This window comes from Streptomyces sp. NPDC005925 (assembly GCF_040638805.1).
GTDB lineage: Bacteria > Actinomycetota > Actinomycetes > Streptomycetales > Streptomycetaceae > Streptomyces.
On record NZ_JBEXVL010000016.1, the window covers coordinates 90,276 to 114,826 of the forward strand.

Here is a 24,551-nt window from a genome sequence, read left to right on the forward strand (position 1 = left end):
GTACGGGGGAGGAAACATCATGTCCGGGAGTCTGCTCGCCTCCGACGCCGTGATCGGCTGCCCGCACGGCGGCCGTGTCGCCGCCGCCGGACCACCCGCCGGGGGAGTGCGCGTCGCGGGGGCCGCCGTCGCGACGGCCGCCCACCCGTACGTCGTCACCGGCTGCCCGCACACCGTGAGGGGCGTGCCGTCGCCGTGCGTCACGGTCCGCTGGGCCGTCGCCGAGGAGTCCGGCGTCACCGTCGACGGCCGGCCCGTACTGCTCGACACGTCCGCCGCCCAGTGCCTCACCGCGGCCTTCGTCCCGCAGGGGCCGCCCGTCGTCCAGAGCGCGCAGCGAAAGGTCACCGTCCGATGAGCCCCACCAGCCGGGACACCCGGCCCCGTTCCGACATCGCCTTCCCGTTCCGCGCCGACCGCCGCGGACGCACCGCGCACGCCCGGCACGGCGAGCACGTCCACGACCTCGTCGAGCAACTGCTGTTCACCAGCCCCGGCGAACGCGTGATGCGCCCCGACTTCGGCTGCGGGCTGCTGGACCTGGTGTTCGCGCCCGACAGCCCGGAGCTGATCAACACCCTGGAACTGTCCGTGCAGGCCGCCCTGCAGCGCTGGCTCGGCGACCTCATCGACGTGGAAGCCCTCGACGTCGACAGCGACGACCACGTCGTGCGCGTGCACCTGTCCTACGTCGTCCGCGCCACCGGCACCCGCCGCGACGACGTCTTCGAAGGGAGGGCCGCGTGAGCACCGGCAGCACCACGTCCCGCCGGGCCAGGGCCCGGGCGGCGCGGCTCAACGGCATCGACACCGTCGAGGTGAGCGACGACGGGCTGCTGCTCACCGTCACGTTCCTCGGCAAGGCACCCCGGGGACTCGGCCCGGCGAACGTCCGCATCGACGGCGGCCGGCGCATCACCGGCATCACCGCCGTCGGCATCGGCGTCGAACGGGAGGAGGACCCCGAACTCGACGACCTGCTGTACGTCACCGTCGACAAGCCCGGCGACACCTCCCGCTACCGGCTGTCCCTGGTGGAGACCGACCCGTACGGGCGGCCGGGCACCGAGCCCTACCGGGGCTTCGACCAGCGCTACCACACCGCGACGTTCGCCTTCCGGCCCGGCTGCCCCACCCCCTTCGACTGCACGGACGGCCACGACGGCCGGGGCGGCCACGACCCGGGCACGCTCCTCCCGGCCGCGCCCGTCATCGACTACACGGCCCGCGACTACGACACCCTCCGCACACTGCTCCTGGACCGGCTCGCGCTCACCACGCCCGACCGGGTCGAGCGCAACCCCGCCGACCTGGGCGTCACCCTCGTAGAACTGCTCGCGTACACCGGCGACCAGATCAGCCACCAGCAGGACGCCGTCGCCACCGAGGCCTACCTCGACACCGCGCGCCGCCGCGTCTCGGTGCGCCGGCACGTCCGGCTCATCGACTACGCGATGCACGACGGATGCAACGCCCGCGCCTACGTCACCGTCCGCACCGCGGGCGACCAGACACTCGCGCCGGGCACCTTCCGCTTCGCCTCCGTCGACGTCCGCGGCCTCGACCCGCACGACCGTCCCGAACCGGGCACGGTCATCGACGAGAACGACCTCGGTGATCTGGACGAGCGCGGTTCCGTGGAGGTCTTCGAGCCCGTCGTCGCGACCGACCCGCTGGAACTGCGCGTCGCGCACAACGCGATCCGGCCGTGGACGTGGGGCGGCGAGGTGTGCGCCCTGCCCGCGGGCGCCACCTCGGCGACCCTGCGCGACGAGTGGGCGGACCGGGACACCTGCCGGGAGCGCCGCCTCGCGCTGCGGCCGGGTGACGTCGTCGTGTTCGAGGAGGTCAAAGGGGCACGCACCGGTACGCCCGGTGACGCCGACCCCGCCCACCGGCAGGCCGTCCGGCTCACCTCCGTCACGCCCGGCGTGGACCACGTCGAGGACCAGCCCGTCCTGGAGGTCACCTGGGCCGCCGGGGACGCGCTGCGTTTCCCGTTCTGCCTCACCACCCGCGCCGGACGCGACTGCCTGCCCGTCGAGGACGTCACGCTCGTCCGCGGCAACACCGTCCTGGTCGACCACGGACGCACCCTCACCGGACTGCCCGAGACGTTCACCGTGCCGCCCGGTCCGGCCGTCGTCGCCGCGTGCGGTCCACCCGGCTGCGGCTGCACCGGGCAGGACGGCGGCAACGCGCCCGCCCGGCTCATCGACGCGCTCACCGACCGGACCGAGAACGGCCGGGTCCTCGAACCCGACGACGTCCGCGAACTGTTCGATGCCGTCGGCGAGGCCGCCGTCACCCGCGCCGGACTCGGCCTGGAACGCGCCGGGCAGCGCCACGAACGCGTCGTGCCCGGCACCGCGTACGCCCAGACCGCCGCCCTGCGCACACTCCTCGCCCAGTCCGTGTACCCGGGCGTCCGGCCCCGCTTCCGGCCCGTCCTCGGCCGGGCGCCGGTCACGCAGGCCGTGCCGTTCCCCGAGCCGGCCGTCGTCGCGCGGGGGCAGGCCGAGCGGATCGCGGCCATCCCGGGCCGGGTGCGGCAGCGTCTCGTGGAGCTGTGGCGCAGCGCCCGCGACCGGGACGGCCTCGCGGAGGCGGAGATCGCCGAACTCGCCGTGATCTACGGCCCGCACGTCCTCGAACGCCTCGAACCGCGCCGCCACCCGGCCCGCGCCCTGCGCGAACTCCTGCACCGCAGCGACCGGCTGCTCGACGCCAAGCTGCGCCGCGTCGACATCCTCGCCGCGCGCGCCCGCGCGGGCACCGTCCTCGACGCCTCCCTCGCCTGGGAGATCGCCCACAGCTGGGGCCCGTCCTACGCCGCCGGACTGCACCCGGGGGAAGCGGTGCTGCGCGGCCCCGCCACGGCCGCCCTCGCCCAGGACCCGCGCCGCGCCCTGCCCGCCGTCCGTCTCCACGACGGCGACAGGGACGAAAGGTGGGAACCGCGCCGCGACCTGCTCGACAGCGGCCCACGCGACCGGCACGTCGTCGGGGAACCGGAGGACGACGGGCGGCTCGCCCTGCGCTTCGGCGACGGCCGCCACGGGGCCCGTCCCGCACCCGGCGCCCGGCTGACCGTGCACTACCGCCTCGGCGGCGGCACCGCGGGCAACGTCGGCGCCGAGGCCATCAACCACCTCGTCGTCGGCGGCGAAGCCGGCGGTGACGGCGTGGCGCGCGGCAACGTCGACGCGACGGTCGCCGCCGTACGCAATCCGCTGCCCGCCACCGGCGGCACCGAGCCCGAACCGATCGAGCAGGTGCGTCAGGCCGCCCCGCTCGACCTGCGCCGCACCCGGCTGCGCGCGGTCACCGCCGAGGACTACGCGGCTCTCGCCTCCGCGCTGCCCGGCGTGCAGCGCGCCGCCGCCACCCTCCGCTGGACCGGCAGCCTCCAGGAGGCGCACATCGCGATCGACGCGTACGGGGGCGGCGCCCCGCCGCCGGAACTGCTGACGTCGGTGACGCAGGCCCTGGAGACGTACCGGCGCATCGGACACGACCTCGTCGTCGGGCCCGCCCGGCAGGTGCCGCTCGACATCCAGCTGACCGTGTGCGCCGAGCCCGGCCACCAGCACGGGCAGATCCTCGCCGAGCTGTACCGGGTCCTCGGCAACGGCCGGCTGCCGGGCGGGCGGCTCGGCTTCTTTCACCCCGACGCGCTGACCTTCGGCGAACCCGTGCGGCTCAGCCGCCTGGTCGCCACCGCCGCGGCCGTACCCGGTGTGGCGGGCGTGGAGGTCACCCGGCTGCGGCGGCTGTTCGAGGAGGACGAGGGAGAACTGGATGACGGCGTGCTGAGGCTCGGCCCGCTGGAGATCGCCACCTGCGACAACGACCCGGACCGGCCGGAGAACGGGCGGCTGGCGATGTCCCTGGGAGGCACGCGATGACCGCGGGGAGGCACGCGCCGAGCACCGGCAGCCGCCCCACGACCGGAGCCGGACGAGCGCACCGGCCGCAGCGGACCGAGGAGCACCCGATGACCGCCGGGACGTACGGGAGGACGTGGGGGCGGCGGGCGGTGACCGCCGGGACGTATGGGACGTACGGGACTGCGCCGGGACGGCACGCGACGGTGACCCGGAAGCGCAGGACGACACCGGAGGGGACCCGATGACCGTGACCGACGAGTGCGCCTGCGGCGGTGCCTGCCGCGGCGGCCACGACGAGCGGCTCGCGCCCGCCCCGCTCCACAACCCGCCCGGCCGCACCGCGCTGGACTACCGCGTCGGCGAGTACGGCTCCTTCCTGGCCGCCCTCCTCGACCGGCTCGCCTCACCCGCCTACCCGGCCCTGCGCGGCCTGACCGTCCGCACGCCCGACGACCCGGCGATCGGCCTGCTCGACGCCACCGCCGTCCTGGGCGACCTGCTCACCTTCCACTCCGAGCGCATCGCCGACGAGGCGTACGTCCGCACCGCCGACGAGCACCGCTCGCTGGTACTGCTCGGCCGGCTCGTCGGACACCGGCCGCGCCCCGGCGTCGCCGCCACCACGCATCTCGCCTACACCCTCGAACGCGACCCGCGTGCCGAAACGCTGCCCGTCGTCGTGGAGCGCGGAGCCCGCAGCCACAGTGTGCCCGCGTCCGCCGACGAGGAGTCCCTGACCTTCGAGACCAGCCGGGACCTCACCGCCCGCTGGGACTTCAACGAGCTGAAGGTCCGCCGCCGCAGGCCCGCCCTCATCACCCCGGAAGACCTCGGCAGGCGCTCCGCGCTGTACGTCGCCGGCACCTCCACCTCCCTGCGCACCGGCGACCAGCTCCTCCTCGTCTTCGGTGAACGCGCGGGCGGCGAGCGCACGCTCCTCCCCGTCGCCGGGGTACGCGTCGACCGCGACGACGACATCACCGCGATCACGCTGCCCCCGTCGGCCCCGCCGACCCTGAGGGAACTCGTCGACGAGGTGCGCCGCTGGACCGGCGACCCCGCCCGGCCCGGTGAGCCGGGCGACGAACCGCCCACGCCCGAGGTACCCAACCCCCGGCCGGTCAGCCGCCTCGTCGAGGACTTCGAGGACCAGGTCCTCGCCCCGCTGCGCGCCGGCCTCGACGGTGTCAGGACACCCGAACGGCTCGCGGCCCTCCTCGCGGAACCCGTCGCCCGCCTGCGCGAGGCCCAGGTGCTGGCCACGCCGTACGAGGACGTGGCGGAATGGTTCGCGCAACTGGAGGCGGTTCTCGCCGAACTCGCCGAGCGGGCACGCGACATGGCACCCGCGCACCCCGTGCCGCCCGCCGATCCCAGCTCTCCCACCGAGCCCACGGCGAACGCGAGCCCTTCCAACCCTCGCACCACGCCGAGTCCTTCAGAGGCCGCCCGGGCAGGCATCCACTCCCTCGATTTCTACGCCCAGGCTCCTCGTACCACGGCGATCCCCTCGGGCCCTCGCCACACGGTGAGTCCTTCCGCTCCGCGTAACACGGCGATCCCCTCGGGCACCCGCCCCACGGCCGTACCCCAGGAGGCCGCCCTCCGCGCCCTCGCCGCCCTCCTCCCCGCCCTGCGCGGCAGCGCCCCCGCTCCCGCCAGACCGCGCCGCACCGGACCCGGACCCGGCACCGCCCCCGACGCCGCCCGCCTCCTGTCCGCCCTCGACCCCGGCCTCGGCGACCTCTACCCGGCCTGGCGCACCGCCACCGCGCCCGGCGCCCCGCTCCTGCGCGACCTCCTCGCGATGCGCGTCACCGCCGCCCCCTTCGGTGCGACGGCCCCGCTCAAGCCCGTCCAGGACGACCGCGGCCGGGTCATCCGCACGGCCGACTGGCCGCTGACCGGAGCCGTACTGGCGAGTGTGCGCGTCGTGTTCGACACGGCGGGCAGGGCTCCGGTGCGCGCCGAGTTCCAGTACGTCGAGGGCAACAGTTCCGACCAGCGCGCGGAGAACCTGCCCCTGGCCCGGCCGGTCGCCTTCACGCTCGGCCCCGGCCGGGTCGACCTGTCGGTGCGCTCGGGCCAGGACCGCGACCTGAGCTGGCTCAACCGGCGCCCCGCCGACTCCCAGGAACCCGGCGTCACCGCCCGCTTCCACTCCGGTCTGCCCGAACGCACCGTGTTCGTGTCCCGGCCCGACGACGAGGGCCTCGTCCACGTCGGCGTCCACAACGGCACCTCCGAGCAGGTCGTCCTGCGTCCGGGCGGGAGCGGGCAGTTCACGCACGGCGAGTACGAGATCAACCTCACGTACACGACGGGCACCACCGCCCCCGGTGTCGACGTCGTGATCGCCACCAGGCCCGAACCCCTCAACCGCCGCGTGCTCCCGCTCGACAGCGTGCACGAGGGCATCACCGCAGGCAGCTGGGTGGCCGTGCGGCGCCCCGCCAAGGGAGCCGCGAAGGGAGCCACCGGGCCAGGCGCCGCGAGCGTGCCCGGCGATCCGGGGCTGGCGTTCGTCACCACCCGGGTGGTCGCCGCCCGCACCGCCGTGTACGCGCAGTACGGCATCAGCGGACGCGGCACCGAACTCACCCTCGCCGACCCCTGGCTGGACGAGTTCGACGTGCTGCTGTCCCACATCCGCAGCACGACCGTGTACGCCGCCGGAGAGCCGCTCCTCCTGGCCGACGAGCCGCTCGGCGAGGACCTCCACGGCAACGAGATCGAGCTCGCGGAACTCCACGAAGGACTGCTGCCCGGCCGCACCCTGATCGTCACCGGCGAACGCTCCGACGTCCCGGGAGTGGCCGGCGTAGGCGCCACGGAGGTCGTCACCGTCGCCGCCGCCGACCCGGCCGTCGACCCGCGGCTGCCGGGTGACCACGTCCACACCCGGCTCACCCTCACCGCGGACCTGGCCCACCGCTACCGGCGTGAGACCGTCCGCGTCCTCGGCAACGTCGTCGAGGCCACCCACGGGGAGAGCCGCGAGGAGGCCATCGGCAGCGGCGACTTCGACCGTACGAACCAGACGTTCGCGCTGTGGCAGTCCCCGCTGACCTGGCGCGCCGACGACAACCCCCTCGGCGCGACACCGGTCCTGGAGATCCGCGTCGACGGCGTGCTGTGGCACGAGGCCGACAGCCTCGCGGGACGCGGCCCGGCCGAACGCGTCTACATCACCGGCTCCACCGCCGGCGGGCGCACCACGGTCACCTTCGGGGACGGAGTGCACGGCGCCCGCCTGCCCACCGGCCACGAGAACATCCGGGCCCGCTACCGCTTCGGCACCGGCCGCGCCGCCAACGTGCCCGCCGACCGGATCACCCAGCCCCTCACCCGCCCCCTCGGCGTCACCGCCGTCACCAACCCGCGCCCGGCCACCGGCGGCGCCGACGCGGACGGCCCCGGCCTGACCCGCCGTACGATCCCGCTCGCCGTGTCCGCCCTGGACCGGCTGGTGTCCGCCGCCGACTACGAGGACTTCGCCCGCTCCCGCGCCGGCATCGGCCGGGCCGCCGCACGCGAACTCTTCGACGGGCGGCGGCGCGTGCTGCACGTGACGGTCGCGGGCACCGACGACGTGCCGATCGCCACGGACTCCGCCACACTGCGCGCCCTACGCGGCGCGCTCACCGAACACGGCGACCCGAACCTCCCCGTCCGCGTCGACGCCCGCGAACTCGTGCTGCTGCTGCTCGCCGCCAAGGTGAAGGTGGCACCCGACCACAGCTGGGAGACCGTCGAACCGCGGCTGCGGCAGGCCCTGCTGCGCCGACTCGGTTTCGACGGACGCGAACTGGGCCGCCCCGCCCGGCTGTCCGAGGTGCTCGCCGCCGCCCACACCGTGCCCGGCGTCGACCACGTCGACGTCGACGTCTTCACCGGCGTGCCCTCCTCCGCCACCCCGGAGGAGATCACCGCCCTGCTCACCGACCCCGGCCCGCCCCGAGCGGCCGTCCCCGCGCACCCGGCGGCGTACGACGAGAAGATCCACACCGTCCGCGACGAGAACGGCGAGACCCTGTCGTCCGTCTGCGCCCGTCACGGCCTCCCGCTCGCCGAACTCCTGCGCCTGAACCCCGACATCACCGACACCCGTCGGCTCGCCCGGGGCAGGCGGGTGTTCGTCTTCCGCGGCATCCGCCCCGCCCGGCTCGCCATGCTGTCGCCGCGGGCCGCCGACACCCTGATCCTCACGGAGGTCAACTGATGTCCCCGGACACCCCGCCCACGATGCCGGCCCCGGCCCCGGCGAGCACCGGGGACCCCGACGCGCTCGCCGCCCTGCTGCCCCGGTGGCACCGGCTGCGCGACGCCGAGGAGGGCGAGCCGCTGCGCGCCCTGCTCGCCGTGATCACCGAACAGCTCGACCGGATCCGGGACGGCGTCCAGCAGGGCTACGACGACCTCTTCGTGGAGACGGCCGCGCCCTGGGTGCTGCCCTACCTCGGCGACCTCGTCGGGTACCGCACCCTGCCCGGGTACGAACGCGTCCTCACCACCGGTCTGCACGACGGCGGCCGGGCCGCCCTCGCCGAGGCGGTCGCCCCGCGCCGCGACGTCGCCGGCACGGTCGCGAGCCGCCGCCGCAAGGGCACCCTGCACCTGCTGGAGGAACTGTCCGAGCAGGCCGCCGACTGGCCCGCGCGTGCCGTCGAACTCTCCCGGCAGGTCGCCCACACCCAGCCCGTGAAGCTCTACGGCAGCGGCAGCGGCAGCGGCAGTGGCACGCGCGCCGGCCGGGGCCGGCTCGCCGACCTCCGGGACGGTGCCGAACTCGCCGTCCAGGGCGGCCCGTTCGGGGCGACGGCCCGCACCGTCGACGTGCGCCGCGCCGACTCCCGGCACCGGCAGGGGGGCCTGACCCCGGCGGGCGTGGCCCTGTTCGTATGGCGGCTGAAGGCGCACTCGCTGACCCGGTCCCCGGCCTACTGCATCGACCGCGCCCGCCACCTGTACACCTTCTCCATCCTCGGCAACGACACCCCGCTCGTCACCAAGGCGCTCCCGGAGCCCTCCCCGGCGCACATCGCCGCCGTCGACAACGTCCCGGCGTTCGTCACCCGCCACCTGCTGCACGACCGGCTCCTCGACTACTACGGCCCCGGCAAGAGCCTCGTCATCCGGCGCGACGGCGAGGACCAGCCGGTGCCGCCCGCCGACATCGTCGTCGCCGACCTGTCGGACTGGCGCTACCGCCCGAGGCGCGGCCAGGTCGCCGTGGACCCGGAGCTGGGGCGGATCGCGTTCGGCTCCCGCACCGCGCCCCGCCAGGGCGTGTGGGCCGACTACCACTACGCGTCCGCCGCGGACACGGGCGGCGGCGAGTACGTCCGCGACCGCGAGCCCCGGCCCGACGCCGAGGTCTACCGGGTGGGGCCCGGACAGTCCTACCGGCGGATCATGGACGCCTACCGGGCCTGGCAGCACGACCGCCGAGCCGACCGCACCGGCCCGGCGGGCATCATCGAGATCACCCACAGCGGCGCCTACCAGGAACAGCTCGACTTCGACCTCGACCCCGGCGACCGGCTCGAGGTGCGGGCCGCCGAAGGCACCCGGCCGGTGATCCGCCTCCTCGACTGGTACAGCAACCGCCCCGACGCCCTCAACATCCGCGCCGCGTCCGGCGACTGCGCCTCGCACGAGCGGCCGGGCATCGTCCTGGACGGGCTGCTCGTCGCCGGACGCGGCATCAACGTCACCGGCCCGGTGGGCTCCGTCGCCCTGCGGCACTGCACCCTCGTACCGGGCTGGTCCCTCGAGCCCCAGTGCGACCCCCACGCGCCCGAGGAACCCAGCGTCGTCCTGGAACGCACCACCGCCTGCCTCCGGGTCGAGCACAGCGTCCTCGGCACCATCGAGGTCATCGGCGACGAGGTGAGCGAGGACCCCCTCGCCATCCACATCCGCGACAGCGTCCTCGACGCCACCGCCGACGACCGTCAGGCCCTGTCCGGCCCGGACTGCCGCCACGCCCACGCCGTACTGCACCTGCACCGCGCCACCGTCATCGGTGAGATCCACACCCACGCCATCGACATCGCCGAGAACACGGTGTTCATCGGCCGGCTGCACGTGGCCCGCCGAGGCACCGGCTGCCTGCGGTACTGCTACGTCCCCGCCGGGTCGCGGACGCCCCGCCGCCACCGCTGCCGGCCCGACCTCACCGGACCCGGGCAGGCGGACCGCGTACGGCCGTTGTTCACGTCCACGCGCTACGGCACCCCCGGGTACGGGCTGCTCGCCGACCGCTGCGCCGAGGAGATCCGGCGGGGCGCGGACGACGGCGCGGAGCTGGGCGCCTTCCACGACCTGTACCGGCCGCAGCGCGAGGACGGCCTGCGGGCCCGGCTCACCGAGTACACGCCCGCGGGCGCCGACGCCGGAATCTTCTTCGTGACATGACCGGCCGACCCTTCACGGACGAGCGAACCCCGGCCACCGGAGCCGATGCGCGTGACCACCCGGCCACCGGAGCCCGCGCGGGTGACCGCCCGGCGACCGGAGCCTGTGCGGGTGAGCGCCCGGCGACCGGAGCCCGCGCGGGTCACCGCTCAGCGACCGCATCCCGTGCGGGTGACCGCCCGGCGACCGCAGTCGGCGCGAGCGAGCGCCGATCCGCCGCCTCCGTCGTGAGTGAGCGCCCGCCCACCGACCCCGCACGCACTTTCCCGAACCAGGGGGACCCCTTTCATGCACGCTGACCTCTCCCGCTCCACGTTCCGCCCGGAGCGGCACTACTCCGCGGTCGTCGCCCAGCAGGGCCGCGTCCAGCTCGACGCGGACCTCAACGAACAGGCGGCGATCCAGCTCCACCGGGCCCGCACCCTCGCCGCCGACCTGATCGGGCCGCACGGCGGGCCGCGCGACGCCGCCGGATTCCGCGTCGAGTACGTGGGCGGCAGCCACGACCTCGACACCCTGCACATCCACGGCGGCCGCTACTACGTCGACGGCATCCTGTGCGACGCGACCCGCCCCGCACCCGGCACGCCCGTACCCGGGGAAGGCGCCGACGAGGACGGCGACGAGGAGACCACGAAGCCGCCCGCCCACTGGACGTACTGGGACCAGCCCGACGGTTTCCGCGACCCGGAGAGGCCCGGCGACAGGCTGCCCTCACCCGCCCGGGCGCCCTTCGTGGTCTACCTGAAGGTGTGGGAGCGCTCCGTCACCGCGGCCGAGGACCCGGCGCTGCGCGAGGTCGCACTCGGCGCGGCCATGCCGGACACCTCGGCCCGCGCCAAGGTCGTCTGGCAGGTACTGCCGCTGTCCCTGGACGAGCTGCGCATCGAGGACACCGGGCCGTCGAAGGAGGTGGTCCGCGCCGCCTTCGACGAGTGGGCGAAGCGGCAGGCCGCCCCCTCGGCCCGGCTCGCGGCCCGCAGCGAGCGCCCCGATCACGCGGACGAGGACCCCTGCCTGATCAGGCCGGACGCCCGCTACCGGGGCCCGGAGAACCAGCTGTACCGCGTGGAGGTCCACACCGGCGGCGAGGCGGGCGAGGCCACTTTCAAGTGGTCCCGCGAGAACGGCTCGGTCGTCTTCCCGGTCGACGCACTCGACGGCACCTGGGTCGAGGCGGCGTCCCTGGGCCACGACGACAAGCTGGACCTGGACGTCGGCGACCACGTCGAGTTCGTGGACACCGCGTACGCCTCCCGCCTCGATTCCCTCCCGCTGCTGCGGGTGGAGGAGCTGGACCTGCCCGGCCGACGCGTGCGGCTGTCGGACGAACCCGGCCGCTCCGTCGGACGCCTGCCCCACCTGCACCCCTACCTGCGGCGCTGGGACCAGCACGCGGGCCCGCGCCGCAGGGGCCGTACCGCCGCCCTGCGCGACGGCGCGGTCCGGGTCGAGGAGGGGGAGTGGCTGCCCCTGGAGGACGGCGTCGAGGTGTACTTCGCGAAGGGCGGCACCTACCGCACCGGCGACCACTGGATCATTCCGGCCCGCACCGCCACCGGCAGTGTCGAGTGGCCGGCCGACGCCGCGCGTCGCCCGCTGCTCCGGGCGCCCGCCGGTATCGCCCGCCACTTCGCCCCGCTGGCCCTGGTCAAGGGCGAGGCCGAGGCCGTCGATCTGCGCCGCGCCTTCGGGCCGCTGGCGAGCGGCGTGCCCGCGGCCGACGAGGCGACGCTCGCGGCGGAGGAACTGGCCCGCCGGGAGGAGTTCGCCGCCGACGCGGGCCCCTCGGGGGGAAGGTCACAGACCACGGCAGAGGCCGAGGCCGCAGTGGAAGGAGACGAGTGATGGCGAAGCCGCTGAGCGCTTCGAAGATGGTGGAGATCCTGCGAGCCGAGGGCCTGACGGTCCACGAGGTCCGCGATTGGCGCACCCACAACCGCAACAGCAAGGGGCCCTGGGGCCCGGTGAACGGCGTGATGATCCACCACACCGTCACCTCGGGCACCGACGCGTCCGTGAACATCTGTTACAACGGCTACTCCGGCCTGCCGGGCCCGCTGTGTCACGGCGTCATAGACAAGAAGGGCCACATCCACCTCGTCGGCAACGGCCGCGCCAACCACGCGGGCCTCGGCGACAGCGACGTCCTGCGCGCCGTGATCAACGAGTCGGGCCTGCCGTCCGACAACGAGGCCGACACCGACGGCAACCGGCACTTCTACGGCTTCGAGTGCGTCAACCTCGGCGACGGCAAGGACCCCTGGCCCGACGCGCAGAAGGAGGCCATCGAGAGGGCCGCCGCCGCCCTGTGCCGGCACCACGGCTGGAACGAGCGGTCCGTCATCGGGCACAAGGAGTGGCAGCCGGGCAAGCAGGACCCGCGCGGCTTCACCATGGACGGAATGCGCAAGCGCATCGCCGACCGCCTCGGGGGCGGGGGCGGGGGCGGGGGCGGCGGCACGGCCCCCGGCCCGAAGCCGTCGTACGAGCCGTTCCCCGGTCCGGGGTTCTTCCACGAGGGACAGAACTCCTCGGTCGTCACCGCGATGGGCCGCAGGCTGGTCGCCGAGGACTGCGGCCGCTACGAGGAGGGCCCGGGCCCGGAGTGGACCGAGGCCGACCGCCGCTCCTACGCGGCGTGGCAGCACAAGCTCGGTTTCAGCGGCAAGGACGCCGACGGCATCCCGGGCAAGCTCAGCTGGGACCGGCTGAAAGTGCCCGCCCGACGCACGTGAGCACAGCCGTGCCCCTCCCCGGTACGACACCGGAGAGGGGCACGTCCGACGGACCGCTCCGCATAACCGCCAGGCCCTATGACCGAGTACACCTAGTCGCCCTGCTCGGCCTCCGCTTCCTGCTGCTTCTGCTTCAGGCGCTCGCTCTCCCTGCGGACCTCGGCCTGCGTGGCGCGCTCCCGCTCCAGCCACTCGGGGCGCTCCTCCTTGAGCGCATCGATCTGCTCGGTGGTCAGCGGTTCGGTGACGCCGCCGCGCGCGAGACCGGAGATCGACACGCCCAGCTTGGCCGCCACCACCGGCCGGGGGTGCGGGCCGGTGCGCCGCAGCTCCCGCAGCCACTCGGGCGGATCGGTCTGCAGGGCGTTCAGGTCGGCGCGCGAGACGACACCCTCACGGAACTCGGCGGGGGTGGCCTCGAGGTACACACCCAGTTTCTTCGCCGCGGTCGCGGGCTTCATCGTCTGGGTGCTCTGGTGCGACTTCATGAGGCCCAGGGTATCGAGCGCGTGACCGGCTCCCGACCACGGCGGGTAGCCTGGCGAGGTGACAGGCTCGGCAGAATCCCCCTCGTTCCGGCTCGTGTACGTACCCGGTGTGACGCCCGACAAGTGGCTCCGCGTCTGGAACGAGCGGCACCGCGACACCCCGCTGACCCTGCTTCAGGCACCCCCCGCCGAGGCCCGTGACCTGCTGGCGGGCGGCGGTGCGGACGCGGGTCTGGTGCGGCTGCCGGTGGACCGTACGGTTCTGAGCGCGATCCCGCTCTACACCGAGCAGACGGTTGTCGTCGTGCCCAGGGACCACCTGGTGACGGCGGCCGACGAGGTGTCCCCGGCGGACCTGTCCGACGACATCGTGCTGCACCCCCTCGACGACGTCCTCGACTGGGAACGGGGCCTGCCGGGCCGGCCCGCGCTGGAGCGGCCCGCGACGACCGCGGACGCCGTGGAGCTGGTCGCGGCCGGTATCGGCGTGCTCGTCGTTCCGCTGTCCCTGGCCCGGCTGCACCACCGCAAGGACCTCACGCACCGGCCGCTGACGGGCGCCCCCGAGTCGAGTGTCGCGCTGTCGTGGCCGGAGGCGGCGACGACCGACGAGGTGGAGGACTTCATCGGCATCGTCCGGGGCCGCACGGTCAACAGCACCCGCGGCCGTACCCGGCCCCCCGCCGACAGCGGCGGGAAGGCCGAGGACCGCAAGTCCGGGACGGGCGGTGCCGGAAGGGCGGGCGCGGGGAGGACCGGCGCAGGCAAGGCGGGCAGCGGGAAGGCGGGCGGCGGTAAGGCCGGTGCCAGGGGAGGCGCGCGGCGCGGCACGGCCGCCCCGAAGAGCACCCGCCGAGGCAAGCCGAGAGGACGGGCGTAACACGCCACAGACGTTCCTGCGCGGCAAGCTCCCCGAACTGCCCGAGGGCGCGGTCCGCCACCAGGTCCGCGTACGCAGGCGGCGTCGTCGAAGAAGTGCGGCCGGGCCGACGACGCCGGTCAGACCCCGGGCGCGCGCCCGATCGACTCCACCAGCGGCAGGAGCCGGTGCGGGACGCGTTCGCGCAGCGCGATCTCCGTGCGGGTGCGGACCACGCCCGGCAGGCTGATCAGCTTCTGGACGACGTCCTCGAGGTGGGCGTTGTCCCGTGCCACGACCCGGGTGAGCAGATCGCCGCCGCCGGTGATCGAGAAGGCCTCGATGATCTCCGGCACCTCGGCGAGCGCGTCGCCCACGTCGTCCAGGTGCCCCTGGGTGACCTCGATGTGCACGAACGCCAGCACCGGGTGGCCGAGCGCGGCCGGGGAGAGGGCCGGCGCCGTGCCGGTGATGACGCCGTCCCGTTCCAGCCGGTCCAGACGGGCCTGCAGCGTGCCGCGCGCCACTCCGAGGACGCGGGCGTACTCCCGCACGCTCGTCCGAGGCTGCTCCAGCAGGAGCCGCAGGATGCGGGTGTCGAGCTCGTCCACGGTCATGCCGACCGCCCTCCTCCCGCGCCGGATGATCACCCATGACTGTACCCACGGCTCACCGCCCCGCGCCCGGCCGAGCCCGCCGACCGTGGGCCGTTGGCTCGCGATCGGCTGCCTCCAGCGGCCCTCGCTGCGCCAATGGTCCACCACCGAGGGGCCGAGTTGAGCCATCAGGCAAGAAAATGTTTCCATACGGGTGTCGATGGCGCTGCGGATCCCGCGGCGCCTTTTTCGTGCGGGCGTCCATGGCCGTACACCGGTCTTTGTGCAGGCACCTGAGCCGGGGCCCTGCCTCACCTGTGCCGATCTTCACGAACGTGTCCGAAAGGGGCGGTAGTCAGTGCTGAAGAGGGTGTTCGTCGCTCCGGATCCCGGGCGGACCCGGCTGCGGTTCGCGACCCGGGCCGTCCTCGGTATCGGGCTCGCCGTCGTCGTGTGCGGCCTCGCCGGGCAGTCCCTCATGGGCGCCGTCACCGGCGGGCTCGCCGCGCTGCTCGCCCTGTTCACCGTCACCGACGCCACGGTCCGCGGGCAGGCGGTCACCACGGCACTGCTGCCGGTCGCCGGCCTGCCGGTACTGGCGGTGGCCGCGGAACTGCACGACCACCCCGTCGCCCGCGACCTGACCTTCCTCGCCGTCGTCGGCGCGGGCGTCTACGCCCGCCGCTGGGGGCCACGCGGGCACAGCCTCGGCGTGTTCGCGTTCATGACCTTCTTCGTGGCGCAGTTCCTGCACGCCACCCCGGGCAGGCTCCCCGAGCTGTGCGTCTCCCTCGTCCTGTCCGTGCTGTCGGCCGCCACGGTCCGCTTCGGTCTCTGGTGCTACGAGCGGCGGCTGCCCCCGGCTCCCGTGCCCGCCGCCCCGCACGGCGGCACCGGCCTGGCCCGCGTGACCACCCGCCAGGCCGTCCAGGCGACCGCCGGCGCCGGCATCGCCCTCGTCGTGGGCCAGCTGGTGTCCGGGCAGCGCTGGTACTGGGCGGTCGGCGCCACCTGGTGGATCTTCGTCAACACCACCTCGCGAGGGGAGACCCTGGTTCGTGGCTTCCGGCGCGTCCTCGGCACGGCCCTCGGTATCGCTCTGGGCCTCCTCGTCGCGCTGCCGGTGGACGGCGCGGTGCTTCCGACGGCCGTACTCACCGCCGTCTGCGTCTTCGGGATCTTCTACACGGCAGCCGTCTCCTACACCTGGATGATGCTCTGTGTGACTCTGCTCGCCGAGCTGCTCTACGGGCTCCTCGGCGTCCTAGAACCCGCGCTGCTGGCCCTGCGGCTCGTGGAAACCGGGGTGGGGGTGCTCGGCGCGGCCCTCGCCGTGCTGTTCGTGCTGCCCGTCACCACGCACTCCGTCACGGACGTCTGGATCCAGCGGGCGCTGCACTGCGTCCACGCCTGCACCGCCGAGGCCGCCGCACGCCTCGCGGGTGACGCGCACGCCGACCCGGCGCCGCGCGTCACCGAACTGGAGCACCTCCTCGGCCGGGTACGCCTCTCGGTCGCACCGCTGGTCCACCCGCTCCACCCGATGCCCGGCCGCAAGGCCCGGGCCCGCCGGGTGCTCGGCCTCCTCGACGACTGCGCGCGCGAGATCCGCGGACTGGTCGCCGTCGCCGCCGACCCCGAGGCCTCTCACGACGCCCGGCTGGCGGCCGCCTGCTGGCGCGTCGAGGCGGCCGTGGAGGCTCTGACCGGCGGCGGAGCGGGCAGGTTCGCATCCACCGGGCCCCGTCCGCCCGCCGCGGAACCCGCCCTGGCCCACCTGGACGGCCTGGAGCGCGCCCTGTCGGAACTGGCCACTCCGCTGCGCACCCCGCCGGGGTCACCGCTGGTGGGCGCCTGAGGGGGCGAGGGCCGGGCCCGCCCGCGCGCCCGCACGAACGCGTCGAACCGGCCGCAGCCACCGATCTTCCCATCTGGTCTAGACCTGGCGTGGTCGGCTGCTACCGTCACCCGGAAAGCGGCAGAAGCATCAGGAGTTGCCGGCGTCACGGGGAGAGGGGACGGCGATGGCAGACGGCGGTCGGCGCCGGCGGGCGTTCATCGGATCGTTCACGGCGGCCGGTGGCCCCGGCATCCTGACGGCGAGCGTGGCCGTCGACGGCGCGCTCACCGTCCTCGGCAGCGCGACCGACATGCCGGACCCCTCCTACCTGGCCCTCGCCCCGGACGGCCGCACGCTCTACGCGGTCAGCGAGACCACCGACGGCAAGGTCGCCGCGTACGACGTCACCGGTGACGCGCCCCGGCCCGCGGGGCCGCCCGTGTCCGTCGGCGGCGACGCCCCCACCCACGTCAGCGTCTTCGCCGGCCACGTCCTGACCGCCAACTACGGTTCGGGCAGCGTCACCGCCGTGCCCCTCCGGCCCGACGGCACCCTCGCGGACGCCCCGAGCGCGGTGCTCCAGCACACCGGAGCCGGGCCCTGCGCCCCGCGCCAGCAGGGCCCGCACGCTCACCAGGTGCAGCCCGACCCCAGTGGCCGCTGGGCCCTGAGCGTCGACCTCGGCACGGACTCGGTCCGCGTGTGCGCCCCCACCGGGGCCGGCTTCGAACCCCGCCGCGAGATCGCCCTGCGCCCCGGCTCGGGCCCCCGCCACCTGGCCTTCCACCCTGACGGCACGCACGCCTACGTGGTCAACGAACTCACGCCGACCGTCACCGTCTGCCGCTGGGACGCCGACCGGGGCACGCTGAGGCCGCTGGCGGAAGTCCCGCTGCTGCCCGGCGCGCCCGCCGGTGACGCCTATCCGTCGGGCGTCGCCGTCTCGCCCGGCGGCCGGTTCGTGTGGACGGCCACCCGCGGCGAGGACGTCCTCTCCGTGCTCGCCATCGAGGGCGACGGGCTGCGACTGCTGGCCACCGCGCCCTGCGGCGGCCACTGGCCCCGCGCGATCACCGAGTCGAACGGCGTGCTGTACGTGGCGAACGAGCGCTCCGGCGACGTCACCTGGTTCGCCGTCGACCCGACGTCCGGCGTGCCCCGCCGCACCGGCTCGGTGCGCGTTCCGGCGGCGTCCTGCGTGGTCCTCGGCTGAGGGCGACCGTCCGGCGGCGCGGGCTCGCGGGCGGCACCGGCCGGGAAGGCCGCCACGTCTTTGACCAGGAAGAGGACAGGAAGAAGGGCCCGCTCCTGCGCCTGGAGCGGGCCCTTGCCGTGTAAGGGTCTGGATAAAAGGTGGCGCTAGCGGACCGGCGCGCCCTGCGGCTGCTGCGGCGTGATGCCCAGCGCCGTCGTGTACTTGGCCAGGGCCAGCTTGCCGATCGCCGGGTAGGGGCCGAGCGGCTCCGCGGCCGGGCAGCTCGCCTCCTTGGCCGCCTCCTCGATCAGTTCCGGCTCGATCTCCGGGCCGATCAGGTAGGGCGCCAGCGCCAGCTGCTGGGAGCCCGAGGACCGCAGCTGCTCGGCCACGGACGCGATCGAACCCTCCTGGTCCAGCGCCGCGGCCATGACCGGGACGGCGAGTCGCGCGGCGAGCAGCATGCCGGTGATGCCGGCGGCCTGAACGGCCTCCTCGCCGCCCACCGAGGCGAGGATGATGCCGTCGGCGGCGGTGGCCACCGTGAACAGGCGTGCGCGGTCGGCACGGGCCAGACCGGCCTCGGACAGCCGGACGTGCAGACCCTCCGCGAGCAGCGGGTGCGGGCCGAGCACATCGGTGAGCTCCGCCGCGACCCGGCTCTCCATCACGGCCTGGCGCAGCCGGCGCAGCAGCGCGCTGTCCGGGCCGGCCAGCAGCGGTACGACGACGGCGACCGGACCGTCGGGCTCCTTGGCGTCCACACCGGCGGCGAGCGCCCGCTCGTAGCGCGCGGTGCGCTCCTCGGCGGCGTACGTGAGCACGATCTGCAGCGAGGGGAACTCGTGGTCGTCCCCGTCGAGGTACCCGATCCGCACGTCCAGGCCGGGCAGCTCGGAGCGCGCGATGCTCACGACCTCCTCGGCGAGACTGCGCGTGGCGGTGCCGGGCGTGCCCGGAACCGCGAGGACGAGCGCGGGCGCGCCCTCGGGAGCCGCCAGCGGCTCGGGACGGCGGTGCCGTCCGGGCTGGCGGGGGCGCGGCATTCGTACTGGCAGGCCGGACGCGGGCCCAGTGGGGGAGCTCATGGCGCCGCATGTTACTTGCTTCTTGGGCTTCCCTGTTCGGAGAGGGTGCAGGTGAGCGGCATCCGTCCGGATTTGTCTGATCAGTAACGTACGAATCGGAAACGATCGACGGTGATCGGCAGGTTTAGCCCGTTTGGGGGCTGAGTCGCGATGCTGGCGCTGTCGGGCTCGCGACGGTTTCCGGTCACCCCGCCCCGGTCGCCCCGTTCCGTTCGCAACGCCCCGTTCACGACGCTCGGGTCACGACGTGGAGCATGGTGCCGTCGGCCGGGAGGGTGAGCGCACCGGCCGCGAGGTCGGCCGCGATACGGACCGAGCCGTGCAGCGGATCGCCCTCGGCCGGGACCCGCACCGCGTGCGGCAGCCGCTTCGCCAGCTCCTCGGCCAAGGGGTCGAGAAGCGGGGCGCCCATGTTGAGGAGGCCCCCGGTGAGGGCGACCCGGGGCCCACCCGTGGACGGGCAGACGGCGGACGCGGAGTCGGCCATGTGCCGGGCCGCGGCGCGCAGGATCTCCGCGGCGACCGGGTCGTCCTCGGCGCAGGCGGCCACGTCGGGAGCGAACGAGGCGAGTACGGCGGCCCGGTCGGCGCGCGGATAGAGCGTGCCGGGCAGCATGGCGAGTGGCCCGAAGCGTTCCTCCGCACGGGCCCGCAGACACGCCGAGCCGCCGTCGCGGCCGTCGTGGGCACGCATCGCGGCCTCCAGCCCGGCCCGGCCGATCCAGGCGCCACCACCGCAGTCGCCGAGCAGATGACCCCAGCCGTCCGCGCGCTGCCACGCGGCCAGGTCGGTGCCGACGGCGATCAGACCCGTACCGGCGGCGACCACCGCCCCCGGCCGCGTGCCGAGGGCGCCGACGTACGCGGTGACGGCGTCGGCGGCGAGCCCGAGCGCCCGTACCCCCAGCTCCCGCGCGAGCGCGCCCGGCAGCTCGGCCCGCAGCGCGTCCCCGAGCGAGGCCAGCCCGGCGGCACCGAGGACCGCCGTGTCCAGTCGCGTCACACGGGCCTCGTCGGCCAACGCCCGTGCGGCAGGCACCAGTTGCTCCAGCAGATGGCCGGGATCTATCCCCCGGGCACCGGTACGCACCGGCTCCCGGGACTCCCACCGGGCCAGCGGTCCCCGCCCGAGAACCCCGACGACCGCCCGTACACCGGACCCGCCGGAGTCCACCGCGAGAAACCCCGCCAGGGCCTCGCGCGCACTGCCGTCGGCCGCGCCCCGCAGTGCTCCCGTCTCGTCCCCGCTCACGGCAGGCGCCAGTCCACCGGCGGTGCGCCCTGTTGCACCAGGAGGTCGTTGGCGCGGCTGAACGGGCGGGAGCCGAAGAAGCCGCGGTCGGCGGACATGGGGGACGGGTGGGCGGACTCCACGGCGGGGAGGCTGCCGAGCAGCGGACGGAGATTGTGCGCGTCGCGGCCCCACAGGACGGACACCAGCGGCTTGCCGCGCGCGGCGAGCGCGCGAATGGCCTGTTCGGTGACCTCTTCCCAGCCCTTGCCGCGGTGCGCGCCGGGGCTGCGCGGCGCCGTCGTGAGCGCCCTGTTGAGCAGCAGCACGCCCTGTCGCGTCCACGGAGTCAGGTCGCCGTCGGACGGCTGGGGCAGCCCCAGGTCGGCGTTCAGCTCCCGGAAGATGTTGATGAGGCTGCCGGGCAGCGGACGCACCTCGGGCGCGACCGAGAACGACAGGCCCACCGCGTGTGCGGGAGTTCCAGGATCTGCGTTTCGGGCATGAGGGGCTGACCAGGCATGATGACGATGGCGGAGTGGCTTGATCACTGGACGCAACAGGCTCCCCTCCTTCCCGGTGACCGGCTGCGTGATCTGCTCGACCGGTTCGAAGATCTCGACGAGGAGGAAGAGTAGCGCCAAGAGCGACGGCCGTGCGTGAGGGCTTCTGTGTTGTGCCGGGGCGCGGCGCCCACCAGTAGAGTGAGGCGCCGTGGCACCACGACCCTTGTGTGAACTTGTTGAAGAAGGCTGGGCGAAGGCTCTTGAACCTGTGGCTGGACGCGTCGCGGCCATGGGGGACTTCCTCCGGGCCGAGATAGCCGCGGGCCGGACTTATGTTCCGTCCGGAGCGAATGTCCTGCGGGCCTTCCAACAGCCTTTCGATGACGTCCGTGTCCTGATCGTGGGGCAGGATCCCTACCCCACCCCAGGGATGGCCATCGGGCTGAGTTTCGCGGTGTCACCGGATGTGCGTTCGCTTCCGGGGAGTCTGGAGAACATTTTCCGGGAGATGCACTCCGATCTTGGGTTGCCCAGGCCGTCGAACGGCGACCTGACGCCGTGGACGCAGCAGGGTGTGCTGTTGCTCAACAGGGCGCTCACGACGGCCCCGCGCAAACCCGGGGCGCACCGGGGCAAGGGTTGGGAAGAGGTGACGGAGCAGGCGATCCGGGCGCTCGCCGGGCGCGGCAAGCCGCTGGTATCCATCTTGTGGGGGCGTGACGCGCGCAATCTGCGGCCGTTGCTGGGGGATCTTCCGGCGATCGAGTCCGCGCACCCGTCCCCCATGTCCGCCGACCGGGGCTTCTTCGGCTCCCGCCCGTTCAGCCGCGCCAACGACCTCCTGGTGCAACAGGGCGCACCGCCGGTGGACTGGCGCCTGCCGTGAGCGGGGACGAGACGGGAGCACTGCGGGGCGCGGCCGACGGCGTGTTCGCGGGCACGGTGCTTGTTCTTCATGCCGATTGGCCGGCCTGGGCCTGCGGTGCTGGGTTTCGGTGCACCGGCCGGCTGGGGGCCTTGCCGTGGAGGCGGCGAAATCCTCGGCGGACCCGTGCAGGGGTGAGACGTCCTTGGTGTGCGGGCCGCTCCCAGGGTCGGCGAAGGTCCTCGGCGAGGGGCCGGGCCAGGGGGAGCTGGGTGTGGGCGGCGATGACCAGCCAGGTCCAGCGGTCGGCGGCGGCCGGCTCGCGGAGTTTGGGAGTCGTCCAGCCCAGCGTCTGCTTGAACATCCTGAAGGTATGTCCCAAGTCGAATTCTGCGCAGGAAGGCTTGCCAGAGCCGGTCGACGTCCCCGGCGGTGGCATCGGTGGCCGACTACCACAGCCAGATCGGCCGGGGGACATGGTCGCCGCGAAGGTGGTCGACCTGCAGACGGATGACGGTGCCTTCGATGATCGGCAACTTGCCTGCGGGATGGTCGGCCCAGGCCGAGCGCCGGGTCAGCAGTGGATGCAGGCGGTCCCACGCCGTGGCGACGGCCTGCCCGTAGTGAGTGGTGTCGGTCACCGTGGTGATGGACGGGACCGGCTGGGTGGCCGGGTCCTCGAAGGTGAACTCTGCCCCGTGCTTGGGTTTACGCCCGCGTTTGCCCGCCGGCTGGGGCAGAGGCGGAAAGTACAAGACTCGGTCCGAACGCATCCGGCCCAGTAACTCTACGGGCAGGTCCGCGAGCAGGAAGGCCAGGCGGGTCACGTCGTAGCCGGCATCAAAGACGACCACAACGGGCGGGTCGCCGATCCGCCACTGGCCTGCCACATACAACCGCTGGAACACCTCCCGGACCTGGCCGGCGGTGACGGCGATCGCGTCGTCCCAGGGCCGCAGCCGGAGCACGTCCAACACGGCCGTCCACGATGTCCGGCCCGGTTCCACAGCGGCAACGAAGGAGTAGGGCCAATCGGGGATCATCTGGGCCGAGCTTCTGCCTCGCCCGTATGTGTGGCAGAACATCCGGTCCGGGCTGGTATTCGCGTCCGGCCGCAGCCAGTTGCTCACATCGACCGCCAGGACCAGCCGCCCCGACGCCGTGCGGGGAAGCGGCAGCCCTGCCAGCGTTCTGCGCAGCCGTGCCACATCCAGATTCCCGCAGTTCAGGCCGCCGTACAAGGCGCCATGCCCCCGCCGGTGCTCAGGCTTTAACGACAGCTCGACCAACGTCCTCACCGGACCATCCGCGCACAGCAGGGCATCACTCAGCTCGAACAGCGCATCGCGCCGCCCGGTCAGACAGGTATAGAGCTCCGTCCGGAAGCATGACAGTTCGGCAAACGCATCCCACGGGACGCCGTGTTGCAGCAGACTCATAGCTACGGCCTTCGTGTTGATCCCATGCCTCTGTGACGGAGCACAGGATCAGGCGAAGGCCGCTCTTACGTCCGGAACTCAGGCAAACCCATCAGCAAGTTCGAGGCTGTGTTCGACGGCAGACCATAAACGTCAAGCTCAGTCGGCGTCCAGTAGTGGTTGGTGCATCGTTGCCGTGAGCGGTCGGCGGTTCTCCTCCCGAGTCGGCCCCCGTCGGCCGGTTCGCATGGAGTGAGAGCCGCCGCGTTCGTTCGGCATGGGAGGACCGGGCTATAGCCGAGGGTCGGCTGACGACATGGGCTCAGGCGCACCACATCCGGTGCGAGGTAGTAGGCGGTCTCGTCCGGGCGGGCCAGGCTGCGGCGGGCCAGGACCCACCGCTGGTGGGTGGGCTGGTCGCCGTCGAAGTCGTCCATAGCGGGCAGTTGGGCCGCGGCCCAGTCGTAGACGCGCGGCCCTTTCGCGCCGTTGCCGCAGGAGTGGCGTTCCCAGGCGTCGTCGGGTGCCTGGGCGATGGCGAAGTCGATGCGGCCCAGGGCGTGGACATGCTGGGACTTCGGCACAGCCAGGACGTAGCCGAGACCTGCTTCCTCCAGCATGCGGCGCAGCCACCGTTCCTGGCCGTAGGCGGAGTCCGCGGTCACCCCCGCAACGGGCAGCGGCGAGGCCAGGGCCCGCTTCGCCATGGCCTTGGCCAAATCGCCTTTGGTGGCGAACTCCCGTTCTTCCGGGATCCTCGCCGCCTGACAGCGGTCCCGGTCGGACGTCCAGGACTTGGGCAGATACAGCTCCTGGTCCACCAGGGCGCGGCCCTTGGGTGAGGCGTAGGCGGCGAAGACACCGGTCCGGCAGTTCTCGGTGCGGCCGGCGGTGCCGGAGTACTGGCGCTGCACGCCGGCCGAGACGGTGCCTTTCTTGAGGAATCCCGTGTCATCGGTGATCAGCACTCCAGCAGGGTCTCCGAGTCTCTCGGCGACATGTTCCTGCAGGTCATCGCGTACCTCGTCAGGATTCCAGCAGGCTCGGCCCAGGAGGTGCCGCAGCCCTGCAGGAGTCGGGTGACCGGCGTGCTCGGCCAGTTGCCGGCTGTTCTTCCGCCCCCCTGGACCGAGCAGGCCGTGTACGTAGGCGCGCATCCGCCGCCGCAGATCCACCCGGCCGAACCGGTGGCCGATCCGCACGAGCACTTCTTCCAGTTCCGCGGACCAGACATCGGGCTGCACATCATCTTGCAGGACAAGCACAACGGCCCGCCGCACCCGAGGTCACGAACTTCCGCAACCTGACGGCACACCAGCCGAGTACACTCAAAAACCCAGCCCTGACCAGGAGCGATAGCAAACTGCGACTGGAGTATTGGGAACCCGGCATTAATCACCTTGTCCGAAGATGAGTG

16 protein-coding genes and 2 pseudogenes are annotated in these 24,551 nt (G+C 73.7%); 11 read left to right on the top strand and 7 right to left on the bottom strand.

The window, feature by feature from the left end; all coding sequences use genetic code 11:
• The first annotated feature begins 19 nt into the window (after window positions 1–19).
• From ABZ354_RS19605 to ABZ354_RS19635, 7 genes are all read left to right on the top strand, one after another.
• A complete protein-coding gene (locus tag ABZ354_RS19605) occupies window positions 20–358 on the top strand; it encodes a hypothetical protein (protein WP_358658332.1) in 339 nt (112 codons plus the stop codon).
• Complete coding sequence (locus ABZ354_RS19610; protein ID WP_358658334.1) at window positions 355–747, top strand: GPW/gp25 family protein; 393 nt, start codon at window positions 355–357, stop codon at window positions 745–747. The genes ABZ354_RS19605 and ABZ354_RS19610 overlap by 4 nt, the downstream gene beginning before the upstream one ends.
• Window positions 744–3,908: a putative baseplate assembly protein gene (locus ABZ354_RS19615; protein WP_358658336.1), complete on the top strand. Its 3,165-nt coding sequence runs from the start codon at window positions 744–746 to the stop codon at window positions 3,906–3,908. The genes ABZ354_RS19610 and ABZ354_RS19615 overlap by 4 nt, the downstream gene beginning before the upstream one ends.
• A 223-nt stretch (window positions 3,909–4,131) precedes the next feature.
• Window positions 4,132–8,112, top strand: coding sequence for a putative baseplate assembly protein (locus ABZ354_RS19620; protein WP_358658337.1), 3,981 nt, complete (start codon window positions 4,132–4,134; stop codon window positions 8,110–8,112).
• Window positions 8,112–10,310, top strand: a complete 2,199-nt coding sequence (locus tag ABZ354_RS19625) for a hypothetical protein (protein WP_358658339.1) — start codon at window positions 8,112–8,114, stop codon at window positions 10,308–10,310. Before ABZ354_RS19620 ends, ABZ354_RS19625 begins: the two co-directional genes overlap by 1 nt.
• 288 nt (window positions 10,311–10,598) lie before the next feature.
• Complete coding sequence (locus ABZ354_RS19630; RefSeq protein WP_358658341.1) at window positions 10,599–12,158, top strand: DUF6519 domain-containing protein; 1,560 nt, start codon at window positions 10,599–10,601, stop codon at window positions 12,156–12,158.
• Window positions 12,158–13,048: a peptidoglycan-binding protein gene (locus ABZ354_RS19635; protein WP_358658343.1), complete on the top strand. Its 891-nt coding sequence runs from the start codon at window positions 12,158–12,160 to the stop codon at window positions 13,046–13,048. The genes ABZ354_RS19630 and ABZ354_RS19635 overlap by 1 nt, the downstream gene beginning before the upstream one ends.
• 92 nt (window positions 13,049–13,140) lie before the next feature.
• Here the strand turns inward: ABZ354_RS19635 and ABZ354_RS19640 are convergent, their stop codons facing one another.
• Entirely contained in the window at window positions 13,141–13,536 is a 396-nt protein-coding gene (locus ABZ354_RS19640) for a DUF5997 family protein (RefSeq protein WP_358658345.1), read from the bottom strand.
• Between the two features lie 58 nt (window positions 13,537–13,594).
• Between ABZ354_RS19640 and ABZ354_RS19645 the strand changes: the two genes are divergently transcribed.
• Window positions 13,595–14,416: a LysR substrate-binding domain-containing protein gene (locus ABZ354_RS19645; RefSeq protein WP_358658346.1), complete on the top strand. Its 822-nt coding sequence runs from the start codon at window positions 13,595–13,597 to the stop codon at window positions 14,414–14,416.
• 119 nt (window positions 14,417–14,535) lie between these two features.
• Here the strand turns inward: ABZ354_RS19645 and ABZ354_RS19650 are convergent, their stop codons facing one another.
• Window positions 14,536–15,012, bottom strand: coding sequence for an Lrp/AsnC family transcriptional regulator (locus tag ABZ354_RS19650; protein WP_358658348.1), 477 nt, complete (start codon window positions 15,010–15,012; stop codon window positions 14,536–14,538).
• 337 nt (window positions 15,013–15,349) lie between these two features.
• Between ABZ354_RS19650 and ABZ354_RS19655 the strand changes: the two genes are divergently transcribed.
• Both ABZ354_RS19655 and ABZ354_RS19660 read left to right on the top strand, forming a co-directional pair.
• Entirely contained in the window at window positions 15,350–16,849 is a 1,500-nt protein-coding gene (locus tag ABZ354_RS19655) for an FUSC family protein (protein WP_358658350.1), read from the top strand.
• A gap of 166 nt (window positions 16,850–17,015) precedes the next feature.
• Entirely contained in the window at window positions 17,016–18,044 is a 1,029-nt protein-coding gene (locus ABZ354_RS19660; RefSeq protein WP_358658351.1) for a lactonase family protein, read from the top strand.
• 146 nt (window positions 18,045–18,190) lie between these two features.
• Here the strand turns inward: ABZ354_RS19660 and ABZ354_RS19665 are convergent, their stop codons facing one another.
• The 3 genes and pseudogenes from ABZ354_RS19665 to ABZ354_RS19675 form a co-directional block, all read right to left on the bottom strand.
• Entirely contained in the window at window positions 18,191–19,114 is a 924-nt protein-coding gene (locus ABZ354_RS19665; RefSeq protein WP_358658353.1) for a hypothetical protein, read from the bottom strand.
• Window positions 19,115–19,340: 226 nt separating this feature from the next.
• Window positions 19,341–20,306, bottom strand: a complete 966-nt coding sequence (locus tag ABZ354_RS19670; RefSeq protein ID WP_358658371.1) for a BadF/BadG/BcrA/BcrD ATPase family protein — start codon at window positions 20,304–20,306, stop codon at window positions 19,341–19,343.
• A gap of 56 nt (window positions 20,307–20,362) precedes the next feature.
• A pseudogene (locus ABZ354_RS19675) lies at window positions 20,363–20,827 on the bottom strand (uracil-DNA glycosylase); the annotation flags it as partial.
• 232 nt (window positions 20,828–21,059) lie between these two features.
• Here ABZ354_RS19675 and ABZ354_RS19680 point away from each other — a divergent pair.
• A complete protein-coding gene (locus tag ABZ354_RS19680) occupies window positions 21,060–21,737 on the top strand; it encodes a uracil-DNA glycosylase (protein WP_358658373.1) in 678 nt (225 codons plus the stop codon).
• A 29-nt stretch (window positions 21,738–21,766) separates the two neighbouring features.
• On the opposite strand, the pseudogene ABZ354_RS19685 reads toward ABZ354_RS19680, so the two are convergent.
• A pseudogene (locus ABZ354_RS19685) lies at window positions 21,767–23,155 on the bottom strand (NF041680 family putative transposase); the annotation flags it as partial.
• Window positions 23,156–23,220: 65 nt separating this feature from the next.
• Window positions 23,221–24,291, bottom strand: coding sequence for an IS701 family transposase (locus tag ABZ354_RS19690; RefSeq protein ID WP_358658375.1), 1,071 nt, complete (start codon window positions 24,289–24,291; stop codon window positions 23,221–23,223).
• Window positions 24,292–24,551: the final 260 nt, after the last annotated feature.